This is a genomic window from Vibrio sp. 1F255 (assembly GCF_041439145.1).
Classification (GTDB): Bacteria; Pseudomonadota; Gammaproteobacteria; order Enterobacterales; family Vibrionaceae; genus Vibrio; species Vibrio crassostreae_C.
Genome location: NZ_JBGONQ010000006.1, coordinates 48,704 through 64,178, shown reverse-complemented (window position 1 = coordinate 64,178; position 15,475 = coordinate 48,704). Strand labels below are relative to the sequence as shown.

14 protein-coding genes are annotated in these 15,475 nt (G+C 45.7%); 7 read left to right on the top strand and 7 right to left on the bottom strand.

The features are described from left to right. Positions 1–402: 402 nt before the first annotated feature. The gene (locus ACED41_RS05835; protein ID WP_371724634.1) at positions 403–1,977 is read left to right on the top strand and encodes an ATP-binding cassette domain-containing protein; all 1,575 of its coding nucleotides are present in this window, start codon (positions 403–405) and stop codon (positions 1,975–1,977) included. Positions 1,978–2,091: 114 nt separating this feature from the next. Beyond that, a complete protein-coding gene (locus ACED41_RS05830; RefSeq protein ID WP_017063605.1) occupies positions 2,092–3,330 on the top strand; it encodes a leucine-rich repeat-containing protein kinase family protein in 1,239 nt (412 codons plus the stop codon). Between the two features lie 81 nt (positions 3,331–3,411). On the opposite strand, the gene ACED41_RS05825 is transcribed toward ACED41_RS05830, so the two are convergent. The 7 genes from ACED41_RS05825 to ACED41_RS05795 form a co-directional block, all read right to left on the bottom strand. Then, positions 3,412–3,861 carry a hypothetical protein gene (locus ACED41_RS05825; RefSeq protein WP_017063604.1) on the bottom strand — a complete coding sequence of 150 codons (450 nt, stop codon included), beginning with the start codon at positions 3,859–3,861 and terminating at the stop codon, positions 3,412–3,414. A 68-nt stretch (positions 3,862–3,929) separates the two neighbouring features. Then, positions 3,930–4,244: a N(4)-acetylcytidine aminohydrolase gene (yqfB, locus tag ACED41_RS05820; RefSeq protein ID WP_017063603.1), complete on the bottom strand. Its 315-nt coding sequence runs from the start codon at positions 4,242–4,244 to the stop codon at positions 3,930–3,932. Positions 4,245–4,468: 224 nt separating this feature from the next. Further along, positions 4,469–4,822 (bottom strand): 50S ribosomal protein L20, encoded by a 354-nt coding sequence (rplT, locus tag ACED41_RS05815; protein ID WP_004733517.1) that lies wholly within the window; start codon positions 4,820–4,822, stop codon positions 4,469–4,471. Positions 4,823–4,864: 42 nt separating this feature from the next. Beyond that, a complete protein-coding gene (gene rpmI / locus ACED41_RS05810; RefSeq protein WP_004738430.1) occupies positions 4,865–5,059 on the bottom strand; it encodes a 50S ribosomal protein L35 in 195 nt (64 codons plus the stop codon). A gap of 104 nt (positions 5,060–5,163) precedes the next feature. Next, complete coding sequence (gene infC / locus ACED41_RS05805; protein ID WP_076654893.1) at positions 5,164–5,715, bottom strand: translation initiation factor IF-3; 552 nt, start codon at positions 5,713–5,715, stop codon at positions 5,164–5,166. 2 nt (positions 5,716–5,717) lie between these two features. Then, the gene (gene thrS, locus ACED41_RS05800; protein ID WP_017059786.1) at positions 5,718–7,646 is read right to left on the bottom strand and encodes a threonine--tRNA ligase; all 1,929 of its coding nucleotides are present in this window, start codon (positions 7,644–7,646) and stop codon (positions 5,718–5,720) included. Positions 7,647–8,030: 384 nt separating this feature from the next. Further along, positions 8,031–8,774, bottom strand: coding sequence for a sporulation protein (locus ACED41_RS05795; RefSeq protein WP_017059779.1), 744 nt, complete (start codon positions 8,772–8,774; stop codon positions 8,031–8,033). 181 nt (positions 8,775–8,955) lie between these two features. Here ACED41_RS05795 and hutC point away from each other — a divergent pair, with 181 nt between their 5' ends. The 5 genes from hutC to hutH all read left to right on the top strand — a co-directional run bounded on the left by hutC (position 8,956) and on the right by hutH (position 15,356). Next, positions 8,956–9,669, top strand: a complete 714-nt coding sequence (hutC, locus tag ACED41_RS05790) for a histidine utilization repressor (RefSeq protein ID WP_017072048.1) — start codon at positions 8,956–8,958, stop codon at positions 9,667–9,669. 113 nt (positions 9,670–9,782) lie between these two features. Further along, complete coding sequence (gene hutI, locus ACED41_RS05785; RefSeq protein WP_371724632.1) at positions 9,783–11,033, top strand: imidazolonepropionase; 1,251 nt, start codon at positions 9,783–9,785, stop codon at positions 11,031–11,033. Beyond that, complete coding sequence (gene hutG, locus ACED41_RS05780; protein WP_102393420.1) at positions 11,020–12,048, top strand: formimidoylglutamase; 1,029 nt, start codon at positions 11,020–11,022, stop codon at positions 12,046–12,048. The genes hutI and hutG overlap by 14 nt, the downstream gene beginning before the upstream one ends. 66 nt (positions 12,049–12,114) lie before the next feature. Then, positions 12,115–13,809, top strand: coding sequence for a urocanate hydratase (gene hutU, locus ACED41_RS05775; protein WP_017063597.1), 1,695 nt, complete (start codon positions 12,115–12,117; stop codon positions 13,807–13,809). 14 nt (positions 13,810–13,823) lie between these two features. Next, a complete protein-coding gene (gene hutH / locus ACED41_RS05770; protein ID WP_371724631.1) occupies positions 13,824–15,356 on the top strand; it encodes a histidine ammonia-lyase in 1,533 nt (510 codons plus the stop codon). Positions 15,357–15,475 lie beyond the last annotated feature (119 nt).

Genomic DNA, 15,475 nt, shown 5'->3' with positions numbered 1-15,475 from the left:
ATTTGAACACAATTTAATCACCTCAACATATTGACTCAGAGTACTTTCTTTCAGTACCATCCCACCATCATTTCAAAAGAGAATAACGCCATAATGAAGTACTAACATCCTGACATCCGATTTATTTTTATAAAAATCATTTGGACACTCGGGGTTAGTGGGCGTTACTTCATCATCTATTTTCGCGACAAATCAAGCTCTTAAAGATCCGTTTTTTGACAAACAAACATCTTTAAGATCAGTACCTCAAAGACAGGAACCATCTCAATACCGCTTTCTCTCTTTCATTGGTCATCTATCTAAGTAACGCCTTTGGCGATCTGTTGTTAGCATCCAGCAGGAGCTTGCACAGAAAAGCGCCTCACCCCTTTTACTCGTTTACACGTAAAGGGAGGTATTTCTATGCCGACTATATTAGCCAATAATCTCTCATTCCAACTCGATACTGGTGAGTGGTTATTCAAAAACATCACCTTTAATTTGAGCACTCGCCTCACAGGCCTAGTCGGAAGAAATGGGGCTGGAAAGTCATTGTTACTTTCGTTGCTCGTTGGACAAAAACAGCCCACAACGGGCAGTGTTTCGCGCCAAGGTTCAATCGGCTTTTACTCTCAGTTACCATCAACGCTACTGGATACCAACATCACCATCGCTGACTTCTTAGGACTCACCGAAAAGTTAGAAGCGTTAAGCGCCATAGAACAAGGTAGCTGTGAACTGCAGCACTTCAATATCGTTGGCGATGATTGGGATTTAGAGGCGCGTACCCAGCAGTTGCTAGGTACATTAAAGATCACTCGTAATTTGAACACACTTTGTTGCTCTTTGAGTGGTGGGCAACTCGCCCTGTTACAGCTTCATCAGCTATTCGTATCAAATAACGACATACTGATCCTCGATGAGCCTTCGAACCATTTGGATAACGACGGACGCAATTGGCTACTAGAACAATGCCAGTTGTTTGAAGGTAAGGTACTTGTCGTCAGCCATGATCGAAGCTTATTGAGACAAATGGAAGGTATCTACCATCTCAACAGTTTGGGGTTACGTTTCTATAAAGGAAACTACGATGACTACTTCAAACAAATGTCGAATCAGGCCGATGCACTAGATAAACAGATTGCACATCACCAATCCGAAAAGAAACGACTGGAGCGCCAAACTCAAGCTAATAAGGAAAAAGCACAGCAACGTGAGTCTCAAGGTAATCGACTCAGAAAGTCCGGTAGCCAACCCAAGATATTATTGGATGCGATGAAAGATAAAGCAGGACGAACGCAAGGAGCATCAGCCACTAGTCAAAAGAACTTAAAGGACCAAAACCAACATAAGCTTCAATCTCTTAAAGAACAAAAGGAACAACTAAAACCACAGGCCTTGTATCTACAACAGAGTAATAACAGTAAAAAGAACTCGCTATTAACCGTTGAAGATTGCCATCTGAGTTTTGGTTCTGACGCTCGTATCAACTTTTCTATGTCGCAAGGTGAACGGTGTTATCTCACTGGTGCAAACAGCTGCGGAAAGTCGACGCTGTTAAAGGCCATTCATGGGCAACACTCGAACTATACAGGTTCCATTAAACGCTTAGGGTCCACAGTATACTTGGATCAACACTTTGGACTATTAGACACCAACGACACAATGTTCGATAGCCTGGTGACACATAGCGGCAGCATGACAGAAAGTGACGCACGAACCTTGTTAGCTGGTATTGGATTCAGACGAGACTCCGTCTACCGCAAAATAGCTCACCTAAGCGGTGGAGAGAAAATGAAACTGGCGATGTTGATCGTCAGCCATAAACAGGATTCGCCATTACTGCTGCTAGATGAACCAGACAATCACCTAGACATCGACTCGAAGCAAATATTGGCTTCGGCTCTGCGTGAATACCAAGGCGCATTCATCTTGGTCAGTCATGATGCGGATTTTGTTGAGGAGGTCGGCGTAAGCCAAGATCACATACAGCTTTAAGCTCTGTAAATTCGTTCACTGAGCTTAGTTAGGTGAGCATCGTTCCGGTGCTCGCCTTTCTCGATTGAGACAAGTAAACTACGCGCCTCGAACATCTATTCATAAGGCTAAGGTTTGCATACTCTAGAACAATTAAAATCAGGGCAACTTAAAGGTATTAAGCGCTTAAAACTGTCGGAAAGTCTCACCGAGTTTCCTCTAGAAATCATAGAGCTTGCAGATTCTCTTGAGATCCTAGACCTTTCAGGTAATCAGCTGTCAGACCTACCAGCCGAGTTATCAAAGCTGACTAACCTGCGTATTATCTTCGCGTCGAATAACCTGTTTACGCACCTGCCTGATGTTCTTGGGTCACTTCCTAAGCTTGAAATGATCGGTTTCAAGACCAACCAAATCAAAACCGTAAGTGAAGTATCTCTACCACCTCAATTACGCTGGTTGATCCTGACCGACAATGAGATTGAGGCCCTGCCTAGCTCACTAGGTGAAAGACCGCGACTACAGAAACTGGCATTGGCGGGTAACAAGATTCGCGTGTTACCAGAAAGCATGGAAAACCTATCCAACCTTGAGCTAGTTCGCCTGTCTGCAAACCAGTTGACTGAATTCCCAGAGTTCCTTATCAAGCTACCAAAACTGGCTTGGTTAGCGTTTGCGGGTAACCCGTTTTGCAAACACCCTAGCAGCTTAGATAGCGTGCCTGCGGTTAGCTCTCAAAGCTATTCACTGAATCAAGTACTTGGCCAAGGCGCATCTGGCGTGATCTCACATGCAAGCTGGCTAAACAGCGACTTCGATTTTCCACAGGAAGTGGCGGTTAAAGTGTTTAAAGGCGAAGTCACCAGTGACGGCTACCCACATGATGAACTGGAAGCGTGCTTGCAGGCTGGACACCATAACAACTTGGTAAAATCTATCGCCCAAGTAGAGGAACAAGATTACCTAGCTTTGGTGATGGAACTCATTCCAAACAGCTACTACAACCTAGGACTACCACCAACACTCGAGACTTGCACGCGTGATACTTTCCCAGAAGGTTTCGAACTTTCAATTGCTCAAATCAATAGCATTACAGAGCAGATGATTGATGTGTTTGAACACCTTCATGCCAATAAAGTCTCTCATGGTGATCTATACGCTCACAACACTTTAGTGAACGAACAAGGTCAGATGATCTTTGGTGACTTTGGCGCTGCGACTATCTACGGCTACCTAACTGAAGAACATCAACAAGGTATTCGCCGAATTGAAGCACGTGCATTGAAGTACTTTATTGAAGACCTACTGACGATTTGTGCAAAGCAAGATCAAGACAGCGAGCTTTATACTCGATTGGCGAACTTCGAAGCTTAATAGAAGTATTCAGTCAGATTGAAGACAACAAAGCCAACATCACTGTTGGCTTTTTTATATGCTAATTAAACGAACCAGCGTTTAGCTTTCAACTTGAACAAGCTTCAAGTACGAATGCAGCTCTCCGCTCTTATACTCAACCGCAGAGTGAATATTAAGGTCAGCACGAGCCACAACAGCAAACTGGTAGCAGTTCTCACCCTTCAGAATCTCGACGTGTAACAAACCGTCTTTTAGTTGCCACTGCCCTGTTGTTTCAAATCGGTCGAACAAACGATATTCAATCAAAGAACCGTCAGCATTGAAGTGCACTTCAGTGATGTAACCGCCGGGGCAGCTCTTCACCCAAACTCGATTCTCGATATCACTGACCGTAAAGTTACGCCTTGTGTCACGCCACGCTAGAAAGCCTTCGCTATCATAAAGAGCAATGTCGAGATCAGTTCTAGAGATTAACGGCTGCTCATTTTGCTCACGACAATAAAGTTGAAGCAAAATTTGCTGAACTGTTTCGCTCTGTAATTCACTCATTGTGGCTTCCCTTTATCATTGCTCTGCGTTAGACGCAGTATTGATCAACAAATTCTATTTAAAGCGGGCTACACAAGCTCGTAAGAAACCACATACAGTTGAGAGATACCCGGGTAGATATCTTGAATCACGTCTTTCAGTACTTGCAGCGTCATGTTCTCTTGCTGAGCATGGAACTCACCTAAGTCATCAAACAAAATTGGCTCAACGCTGATGATCTTAAGATTACAGAACACACGGTCTTGCTCTAGCGTCGATACTTCCACAACACTGCCTGGCTGGTAGTCTCGCTCAGATTCATCACGAATAGTAATCGTCTTCTTGCCAGATAGGATGTCAGTTTCAAAACGTTCGAAGAACGTCATAGTGGTCGGTGCGGTCATTTATTTCGGTCGCTTTACATTTAAAGGTTAGGTAAATGTTTATATACCAGAATGCGTGTTCAAGCGAATAAAAATTAGGTGCGGGATGCGAGATGCGAGATGCGAGATGCGAGATGCGAGATGCGAGATGCGAGATGCGAGAGAGTATGGCAAAGCCAAATTACAGGCAATAAAAAAGGAGAACCGAAGTTCTCCTTTTCTTAAACCTTTAAGCTAACTCTAAATTATAGAGATGCTTTCGCTTTTTCAACTAGAACAGCAAATGCTGCTTTGTCGAATACTGCGATGTCAGCAAGAATCTTACGGTCGATCTCGATAGATGCTTTCTTTAGGCCATTGATGAAACGGCTGTAAGATAGACCATTTTGACGAGATGCCGCGTTGATACGTGCAATCCAAAGTTGACGGAATTGACGTTTCTTGTTGCGACGGTCACGGTAAGCGTATTGACCAGCTTTGGTAACTGCTTGGAAAGCTACGCGGTAAACACGTGAACGTGCTCCGTAGTAACCTTTAGCTTGTTTTAGAACTTTCTTATGACGTGCACGAGCTTGTACACCACGTTTTACGCGAGGCATTATGCTTCTCCTAAACTAAACGAATTTATAAACTAAAAAGAATTAAGCGTATGGCATCATACGTAGAACTTGAGCAACTTCACATTTAGGAAGGATCGAGTTCGGACGTAGCTGACGCTTGTTCTTAGTAGTACGCTTAGTCAGGATGTGACGTTTACCAGCGTGCTTAAACTTAATACCACCAGCAGTTTTCTGGAAACGCTTAGCAGCACCTTTGTTGGTTTTCATCTTAGGCATGATGAATAACTCCGCATTGTTGAGTTGTTAATAACATAGTAATTAGGGCGAATAAAACCCCGCAACCTGAGGCTGCAGGGTTCAATTACTTGCAAAGCCGTTAATTACTTCTTTTTAGGGGCCAACACCATGATCATCTGGCGACCTTCAATTCTCGTTGGGAAAGATTCGACTACTGCAAATTCTTCAGTATCCGCTTTCAAACGATTAAGAACGTCAACACCGATTTCTTGGTGAGCCATTTCGCGGCCACGGAAGCGAATTGTTACCTTCACTTTGTTGCCGTCTTCTAGGAAACCAGTCAGGTTGCGTAGTTTTACCTGATAGTCTCCAATATCAGTTCCAGGTCGGAATTTAATTTCCTTGATCTGAACCTGCTTTTGCTTCTTCTTCTGCTCTTTCGCAGCTTTGCTCTTCTCGAAGAGGAACTTACCGTAGTCCATCACACGACAAACTGGCGGCTCGGCGTTAGGGCTGATCTCTACAAGATCCATACCAGCTTCATTTGCAGCTTCCATCGCTTCAGCGATTGATACTACACCAACAGCTTCGCCGTCTGCGCCAGTTAGACGCACTTCACGAACGCCACGAATGTCACCGTTTAAACGGTGCTGGTTTTGTTTGGCCGGTTGTTGGCCACGTCTTCCGCCTTTAATAGCTATTCCTCCAGATTGAGCTTACGGCTTGAAACCTCGGCTTGGATGTATGAAATAAAGTCATCCACTTTAAATTTGCCAAGGTCCTTACCTTTACGTGTACGTACTGCAATTTCGCCGGCTTCCATTTCTTGGTCACCACACACAAGCATGAACGGTACACGTTTCAAAGTATGTTCGCGGATTTTAAAGCCAATCTTCTCATTTCTCAAGTCTGCTTTGACTCTAAATCCACTTTTTTGCAGTTTTTTCGTAATTTCTTGTACATATTCAGACTGTTTGTCTGTAATGCCCATTACAACTGCTTGTTCTGGCGCCAACCACGTTGGGAAGAAGCCAGCGTATTCTTCAATAAGAATACCAATGAAGCGTTCTAGTGAACCTAAAATCGCGCGGTGGATCATAACTGGCGTGTGACGCTCGTTATCTTCACCTACGTAAGTAGCACCTAAACGTTCTGGTAATGCAAAATCGAGCTGCACTGTACCACATTGCCAAGCGCGGTCCAAACAATCATGCAAAGTAAATTCAATCTTAGGTCCGTAGAACGCACCCTCGCCTTCTTGAATCTCGTATGCAATGTCCATTGCCTCTAGCGCTTGCTTAAGGTCAGCCTCTGCACGGTCCCACATTTCGTCTGAACCTACACGCTGTTCTGGACGAGTAGATAGCTTAACAACGATGCTTTCGAAGCCGAAAGTTGTGTAAGTATCGTAAACCATTTCAATACAAGCTTTCACTTCTTGTTGAACTTGGTCTTCAGTACAGAATACGTGAGCATCATCTTGAGTGAAGCCACGAACACGCATAATGCCGTGAAGTGCGCCAGACGGCTCGTTACGGTGACATGAGCCGAACTCAGCCATACGTAGCGGTAGATCACGGTAAGATTTCAAACCTTGGTTGAAGATTTGAACGTGACCAGGACAGTTCATTGGCTTGATAGCGTATTCACGGTTCTCTGAAGAAGTAGTGAACATCGCTTCAGCGTACTTATCCCAGTGACCAGAGCGTTCCCAAAGAACACGGTCCATCATTAATGGGCCTTTAACTTCTTGGTAATCGTACTCAGTCAGTTTTTGACGAATAAATACTTCTAGCTCACGGAAGATAGTCCAACCGTTGTGGTGCCAGAACACCATGCCTGGTGCTTCTTGCTGCATGTGGAATAGGTCAAGCGCTTTACCGATTTTACGGTGGTCACGTTTAGCCGCTTCTTCTAGGCGCACAAGGTGAGCTTTAAGTGCCTTCTTGTCGTGGAATGCAGTGCCGTAGATACGTTGAAGCATCTTGTTGTCACTGTTACCACGCCAGTATGCACCCGCTACGTTAAGTAGAGTGAAGTGCTGGCAGAAGCTCATGTTAGGCACGTGTGGACCACGACACATATCGATGTATTCTTCGTGATGGTACAGGCCTGGACGATCGTCTTTAGAAACGTTCTCGTCCAAGATTTCAATCTTGTAAGTCTCGCCGCGAGCTTCGAATGCGTCGCGCGCTTCCTGCCAGCTAACTTTCTTCTTAACAACCTGGTATTTGGTCTTCGCTAGCTCTTTCATGCGCTTTTCGATCTTTTCTAGATCGTCTTGCGTTAGAGAGTGCTCAAGATCGATATCGTAGTAGAAACCGTTATCGATAGTAGGACCGATCGCCATTTTCGCTTCTGGAAAAAGCTGCTTAACCGCGTGGCCTAAAAGGTGAGCACAAGAGTGACGAACGATTTCAAGGCCATCAACTTCATCTTTAGCTGTGATGATTTCTAGGCTTGCATCGTTTTCGATAAGATCACAAGCATCAACACGCTCGCCGTCTACACGACCAGCAATGGTAGCTTTCGCAAGACCAGGACCGATTGATAGGGCAACATCTAGAGTTGATACAGGGTTGTCAAATTGACGCTGACTACCGTCAGGAAGAGTAATAATTGGCATTATTTGTCCTTTACAGTGGTGTTGCACACCAAGCAACACATGAAAATGTTTAATATATGTCTTTCAATCAACGAGTACGCTGATTGGGGATATATGCATAATAAATATACCCACATAGAAGCAAATACAGATGCCACATCTGTGAGTAGCCGAACATTGTAACGAAATAATATGAAATGACAATGTTAGTCCCGCAGCACCACAAAACTATATGACTGAAATGTCTCTTCTATATAGATCCTTCTAACGCCTAACCCATAGTTCAATCAGTAATTCGTTGGCTTTATCTACAATACAAAAAAGCCGAACGGATAATTTCGGCTTTAGAAATCGTACTGTCTTGTCTCTATTAATAGAAAGAGTAACGACTAACAGAGAGAGCAACTACGCACTCATGATTCTTGATACAGCGTTGCGAATGTCTGAGTCGGCCGCATTAGCAGGTAAGCTGAATGAGATGTATTGGTCGCCGCGAAAGCTCATTGAGCGGTCGATTTCTGCTAGGCAGTGAACCATTGAACCTTCAACGATGAATGACAGCTCGATCTCTTTATTATTCATGAAGCCGCCGCTGCGAAACTCAATCTCTTGGTAACAGCCCGAACGAGAAGCAAAGCTGTTGCCTTTTAAGAAGCCCTTCTCTACGTCTGCTTTCACCATTGCCATACCTGATGCTTCCACGCCTCGGATGATTTTAGCCACTGTTGGCAATGGGTGTACGGAGATAAAGTCACGGTCTTTAGGGTCAATCGCGAAGCCAATATCTAGGTTGGTTTCTACCCACACATGGCATTGGTTCATTTGTGCGTTCAACGCGGTGACTGGCGTTTCGTCATTTAACTTAAGACGGAATGGAACCAGTTTGGTTTCGTCCGGTTGGATAACGAAAGGCTCTACGGCTTGAATACGACCCAGTGAAAAGGTTTCGTAGCTGGTACTGTCTTCCGTTTCTACTTTTACTTCTGTGTTGAGAACCAAGTTAATCAAGTCGATTTGTTGCTCAACGTCGCCACCAACAATGTGAACATTGCCAGACAACTCTCCACCTTGGAAAACTTCAATATTATCTAAGACAGTATCAACCTTTGCTGCACCGATGCCCAACGAGGCCTTTAATTTCTTAAACATATTATTTCCCTTTCTAATCATCTGATTTACGAATAGTTATTACGTGACAATTTGCGACACTTGCCTCACAGAATCAAGCAATTTGCCCCATCTATGTTGAATAAGGTCACATTGCCCGAGGAAATGTTGAAATCGTGAAAAATTCCGTTACTCTATTTGTATAGTCAAATAAGGTTTCATTATGTCGAAAGCGCCGCTCTACCTTCAGATAAAACAGTTCATAGACGATAATATCAACAGTGGTCACTGGCCAGTGGGTTACCAGATAACCACAGAACTCGAACTCACAGAGCAGTTCAATGTGAGTCGAATGACGGTCAATAAAGCCATTCGAGATCTTGTGTCTGAAGGCAAACTCATCAGGAAGCCAAGGCTAGGTACTTTTGTTTGTGAACCAGACGAAAAAGCGCAATCTCCGCTGCTTGATATCAACAACATCGCACAAGAGATCAAAGACCGAGGTCAAACGTATGCTAGCCAGGTTATCAAGCACAAGAGCATCAAGGCAGATGAAAGCACCGCGACACGGTTAGGTGTGATGATCAATGCCGAAGTATTCTATAGTGAAATCATCCACTTTGCTGACAACACACCGATTCAATTGGAAGCGCGCTGGGTGAACTCGCAAGCCGCACCAAAATACCTAGAGCAAGACTTTTCAACCTCTACACCCAATGAATACCTTTCAAAAAGCTGCCCGTTGAGTGCAATCGAGCACACGGTTGAAGCCATTATTCCTGACTCTCAAATCAGAACGTCACTAAAGCTATCTGAATCAGAACCTTGCCTACTTTTGAATAGAAGAACATGGAGTAAAGAGCGCCTCATCAGCTTTGCATTGCTCTACCATCCTGGTTCTAAGTACAAATTAAGCTCCAAGATACTTCTAAATTAAAGAACATCATCCTGATCGCCGATCACATTTTTGCAACATCGACTTGATTCGGGTCAGCGTTTAGCCTATTTATTTGTATATACATTTAATATTTAGCAAAGATCTAGGTGATTATGAATTTGATCCTCAAAAATGCACGAGTGGTCTCCATGAGTTCGGGAGCCGACGGTTATCAGCCCTCTTCCCCTCAAGATATCGTTATCGAAAGCGGTAAAATCGTGTCCATCTCTTGTTCAAACCAAGGCGTACTTGCTTATGAGGTAGAACAACCGAGCACTGATAACTCTGCGGATTACATCACCTATGACTGCAAGAACAAGCTAGTGACACCCGGATTAATTGATTGCCACACTCACCTCGTATTTGCGGGTAATCGTGCCAATGAATTTGAGCAGCGTTTGAATGGTGTGTCTTACACCGACATCGCCAAGCAAGGCGGCGGCATTCTAGCGACAGTCACTGCAACACGCGCAGCGCAAGAGTCTGAGCTGGTTGAAATGGCATTACCGAGACTTGATGGCCTACTAAGAAGTGGCGTAACCAGCATCGAAGTAAAATCTGGCTATGGTTTAACACTTGATGATGAACTCAAAATGTTACGCGCAGCCAAAGCTTTAGAGAATCATCGCCGAATTAAGATCACCACTACTCTCCTTGCAGCGCATGCTGTGCCACCCGAATACAAAGAGCAACCGGACAGCTATATCGATCTGGTTTGCCAAGAGATCATTCCTAAAGCTGCAGAGCAAGGGCTCGCCGATGCAGTTGACGTGTTTTGCGAATCTATCGGCTTCAACCTAGAACAAACCGAACGTGTATTTGCAGCAGCCAAAGCACATGGCCTCGCGATTAAAGGTCACACTGAACAACTTTCAAATATGGGCGGCAGTGCGCTCGCAGCTAAATACGGTGCACTCTCTGTCGACCATGTTGAATACCTTGATGAAACCGGAGTAAAAGCACTGGCAGAATCAGGCACAGTCGCCACCTTATTACCCGGGGCTTTCTACTTCTTGAAAGAGACTCAACAGCCACCTATTGCTTTACTTCGTGAACACAAAATCCCAATGGCGATCGCGACCGACCTAAACCCCGGCACATCTCCCTTTGCAGACTTAACGCTGATGATGAACATGAGCTGCACCCTGTTTGGTACGACGCCTGAAGAAGCGCTACGCGGTGTAACTTGTAACGCGGCGGCTGCCATTGGTGAGTCACAAACCAAAGGCAAAGTCGAAATCGGTTATGCCGCAGATTTGGCTATCTGGAACATCGACCACCCTGCAGATCTAAGCTATCAAGTCGGTGTTCCTCACCTGCATAAACGCATTGTTAATGGCGAGGTGTGTCATGACTCAATCTAAATCCAACGGTATCCAAGAGAACGCAACAACCGTGCATAACTTTGTGTGGACCGGACGTAATGATCTTGAAGATGGCGCACTCGGTACTCGCGTTCATCACATTACCAAGCAAGTGCAAAGTAGTGAGTTAAGTGACAAGCTGACTGACGGTGATATCGCCTTGGTAGGCTTTGCCAGCGATGCCGGTGTTGCAAGAAATAAAGGACGCGTGGGCGCGAAACAAGCACCTAACTTGATACGCCAAGCGTTGGCGAATATGGCTTGGCACAGTGACGCACACATCGCCGATCTTGGTGATATCGAGTGCAATGATGGTCAATTAGAAGTCAGCCAAAAACAGTGTGCTTCTGTGATTGCCAATGCCTTAGCAACCAACAAAGTGATTACCCTTGGCGGTGGTCACGAGGTGGCTTGGGCAACGTTCCAAGGTCTCGCTGAGCACCTAAATAAAATTCAATCAGAACACAATCCTAAGATCGGCATCGTTAATTTTGATGCTCACTTTGATCTTCGTGAATTTGAAAGCGACATCACCGATGTTAAACCGAGCTCCGGCACGCCTTTTAACCAGATCAGTGATTACTGCCACGCACATCAATGGCCGTTTCATTACGCTTGTCTTGGTGTGAGTGCCGCCAGCAATACCAAAGCGCTGTTTAACAAAGCTGACCAACTGGGCGTGTGGTATGAACACGACCGCAACATGACCCAAGTGAATCAAGTCGCTCAACTGATCAAGTTACAAAAATTCATCGTTGAGTGTGATTATCTCTATCTCACCATTGATCTCGATGTTTTCCCCGCAGCTACTGCGCCGGGCGTAAGTGCACCAGCGGCAAGAGGCGTGAGCTATGAAGCGCTTGCTCCTTTTCTAGAACAGATTTTCCAACACAGTGAAAAACTCATTATCGCGGACATAGCGGAATACAACCCAGACTACGACGTCGATGGCCAAACGGCTCGATTAGCGGCTCGTTTATGTTGGGATATTGCCAGTGCAATGGCCAGCGACTAATCCAGCTATACCGATAACTACAACTACAACTACAACGATATAACGTGAAACAGAAGGAATTCCAAAATGACGGAACACCACAACAGTGACCCTCGTCTCGACACGACTCGCGAAATTCGCGCACCTCACGGCACCACTTTGCGCGCTAAATCTTGGTTAACAGAAGCACCACTGCGTATGCTGATGAACAACCTAGACCCTGATGTGGCAGAACACCCACATGCACTGGTTGTGTATGGCGGTATTGGTCGCGCGGCACGTGATTGGAAATGTTATGACAAAATTGTTGAAGTATTAGAGCGTTTAGAGGACGACCAAACGTTACTTGTTCAATCCGGTAAACCTGTGGGCGTGTTCCCGACTCATAAAAACGCACCTCGCGTACTGATCGCTAACTCGAACCTTGTTCCACACTGGGCGAACTGGGAGCACTTCAACGAGCTCGATAAAGAAGGCTTGATGATGTACGGCCAAATGACCGCGGGCAGCTGGATCTACATTGGTTCACAAGGCATCGTTCAAGGTACTTACGAAACCTTTGTCGCTATCGCGAAGAAGCACTTCCAAGGTGAAGCAAACGGCAAGTGGGTTCTAACGGGCGGTCTTGGTGGAATGGGCGGCGCTCAACCTCTTGCTGCAACGATGGCTGGCTTCTCAATGATCGCAGTGGAGTGTGATGAATCACGAATCGACTACCGCTTGCGTACTGGCTATGTAGACAAAAAAGCCACCAGCTTAGATGAAGCGATGGCAATGATTAAAGAGTCAGACACGCCAATCTCTGTTGGCTTATTAGGTAACGCCGCAGACGTCTTCCCAGAGTTAGTTGAACGCAATATCACACCTGATGTGGTGACTGACCAAACCTCTGCCCACGATCCTCTTAACGGCTACTTGCCGCAAGGTTGGACGATGGAGAAAGCCGCACAAGAGCGCTCCATTGATGAAGCAAAAGTGGTGAAAGCCGCTAAGCAATCTATGGCGATTCAAGTACAAGCGATGTTAGACCTGCAATACCGCGGCGCAGCGACCGTGGATTACGGTAATAACATTCGCCAAATGGCACTGGAAGAAGGCGTAGAAAACGCGTTTGATTTCCCAGGTTTCGTTCCGGCTTATATTCGACCTTTATTCTGCGAAGGTATTGGTCCTTTCCGTTGGGCGGCACTATCTGGTGACCCAGAAGACATCTACAAAACAGACCAAAAAGTAAAAGAACTGATTCCAGACAACCCACATCTACATAACTGGCTAGATATGGCGCGTGAACGCATTCAGTTCCAAGGCCTGCCAGCGCGTATTTGTTGGGTTGGCTTGAAAGATCGTGAACGCTTAGGCCAAGCATTCAATGAAATGGTGAAAAATGGCGAACTGAAAGCACCAGTTGTTATCGGTCGTGACCACCTAGATTCAGGTTCAGTAGCAAGCCCGAACCGCGAAACAGAAGGCATGATGGATGGATCAGATGCCGTATCAGATTGGCCTCTATTGAATGCCCTTCTGAACACAGCGGGCGGCGCAACTTGGGTTTCTTTGCACCACGGTGGTGGCGTTGGTATGGGCTTCTCGCAACACTCAGGCATGGTGATTTGTTGTGACGGCAGTGAAGATGCATCACAGCGTATTGCTCGCGTACTTCACAATGACCCAGCAACCGGCGTTATGCGTCATGCTGATGCAGGTTACGATATTGCCAAGCAATGTGCCAAAGAGCAGAAGCTTGATTTACCTATGCTAAACGAAGAACTTCGTCGCCTTTAATGTCTGGAGAGAACATGTTGAACTTATTACTTAAGCCAGGACTTCTTGGCCTATCTGAACTTCGAAAAATCAGCCGTAGCCCTGTGAACTTATCACTCGATCCTGCAGCAATCCCGGATATCGAAGCGAGCATGCAAGTTGTCGAACAAGTGATTGCTGAAGACCGCACTGTGTATGGCATCAACACGGGTTTTGGCTTATTAGCAAACACCAAGATTGCGCCTGAAGATCTCGAAGTTCTACAGAAAAGTATCGTACTTTCTCACGCTGCGGGCATTGGCAAGTTCATGTCTGATGAAACCGTACGCTTGATGATGGTATTGAAGATTAACAGCTTGTCTCGCGGTTACTCTGGTATCCGCCTCAAAGTGATTAACGCTCTTATCGATCTTGTGAACGCGCAGGTTTACCCGTGTGTTCCACAAAAAGGATCAGTAGGCGCATCTGGAGATCTTGCTCCCCTCGCCCACATGAGTACCGTTCTGCTAGGTGAAGGCCAAGCACGCCACAACGGCAAGATCATCACTGGCTTAGAAGCAATGCAGATCGCAGGTCTTGAACCAATCACACTTGCGCCGAAAGAAGGCTTAGCGCTGTTAAACGGCACACAAGCATCGACTGCCTTTGCATTAGAAGGTCTGTTCGCAGCGGAAGACTTGTTTGCGTCTGCAACCGTATGTGGTGCAATGTCTGTTGAAGCTGCACTGGGTAGTCGTCGTCCGTTTGACCCTCGTATACACCGCGTTCGTGGTCATCGTGGCCAAATGGATGCAGCACTTGCTTACCGCCATATGCTTGATCAAAAGAGTGAAATTGGCGAATCACACACTTGTTGTGAAAAGGTTCAAGACCCTTACTCGCTGCGTTGCCAACCTCAAGTGATGGGTGCGTGTTTACAGCAAATTCGTAATTCTGCAGAAACCTTAAACATTGAAGCAAATGCCGTATCTGACAACCCGCTTGTTTTCGCTGACGATGGCGACATCATTTCTGGTGGTAACTTCCACGCAGAACCCGTTGCAATGGCTGCGGATAACCTTGCATTAGCAATCGCAGAGATCGGTAGCTTGTCAGAGCGTAGAATGGCGTTGTTGATTGATAGTGCGCTAAGCAAACTTCCACCTTTCTTGGTCGATAACGGCGGCGTGAACTCGGGCTTTATGATTGCTCAAGTAACGTCTGCAGCACTCGCTAGTGAGAACAAAACCTTGGCTCATCCGGCGTCAATAGACAGCCTGCCTACTTCTGCAAACCAAGAAGACCACGTCTCAATGGCTACCTTTGCAGCTCGTAGGCTTAGATACATGGCTGAAAACACCCGTGGGATATTGGCAGTAGAATATTTAGCAGCGGCACAAGGGCTAGACTTCCGAGCTCCGAATCTATCTTCTCCTCGTGTGGAAGAAGCGAAACAGATTCTGCGTGAAAAAGTCAGCTTCTACGACAAAGACAGATATTTTGCACCGGATATTGAACAAGCTAACCTGTTGCTCAAATTGTCCGTTCATAATCACCTAATGCCAGAAGGCACTTTGTGTAGCTTTTAAAGCAAAAACATTCTGAACAACACCCATTAGAGTGTCATATAAACAAGGGCTATTAATTAGCCCTTGTTGCATTGAGCCAGTCACCATATCCGCTGTAAAACTGCCACATACCATCCAAC

Excerpts from the sequence above, each read along its gene's own strand:
- ACED41_RS05825 (WP_017063604.1), bottom strand. The coding sequence starts at position 3,861 with ATGAGTGAATTACAGAGCGAAACAGTTCAGCAAATTTTGCTTCAACTT.
- ACED41_RS05835 (WP_371724634.1), top strand. The coding sequence starts at position 403 with ATGCCGACTATATTAGCCAATAATCTCTCATTCCAACTCGATACTGGT.
- hutC (WP_017072048.1), top strand. The coding sequence starts at position 8,956 with ATGTCGAAAGCGCCGCTCTACCTTCAGATAAAACAGTTCATAGACGAT.
- yqfB (WP_017063603.1), bottom strand. The coding sequence starts at position 4,244 with ATGACCGCACCGACCACTATGACGTTCTTCGAACGTTTTGAAACTGAC.
- hutI (WP_371724632.1), top strand. The coding sequence starts at position 9,783 with ATGAATTTGATCCTCAAAAATGCACGAGTGGTCTCCATGAGTTCGGGA.
- hutG (WP_102393420.1), top strand. The coding sequence starts at position 11,020 with ATGACTCAATCTAAATCCAACGGTATCCAAGAGAACGCAACAACCGTG.
- rpmI (WP_004738430.1), bottom strand. The coding sequence starts at position 5,059 with ATGCCTAAGATGAAAACCAACAAAGGTGCTGCTAAGCGTTTCCAGAAA.
- thrS (WP_017059786.1), bottom strand. The coding sequence starts at position 7,646 with ATGCCAATTATTACTCTTCCTGACGGTAGTCAGCGTCAATTTGACAAC.
- rplT (WP_004733517.1), bottom strand. The coding sequence starts at position 4,822 with ATGCCTCGCGTAAAACGTGGTGTACAAGCTCGTGCACGTCATAAGAAA.
- hutH (WP_371724631.1), top strand. The coding sequence starts at position 13,824 with ATGTTGAACTTATTACTTAAGCCAGGACTTCTTGGCCTATCTGAACTT.
- hutU (WP_017063597.1), top strand. The coding sequence starts at position 12,115 with ATGACGGAACACCACAACAGTGACCCTCGTCTCGACACGACTCGCGAA.
- ACED41_RS05795 (WP_017059779.1), bottom strand. The coding sequence starts at position 8,774 with ATGTTTAAGAAATTAAAGGCCTCGTTGGGCATCGGTGCAGCAAAGGTT.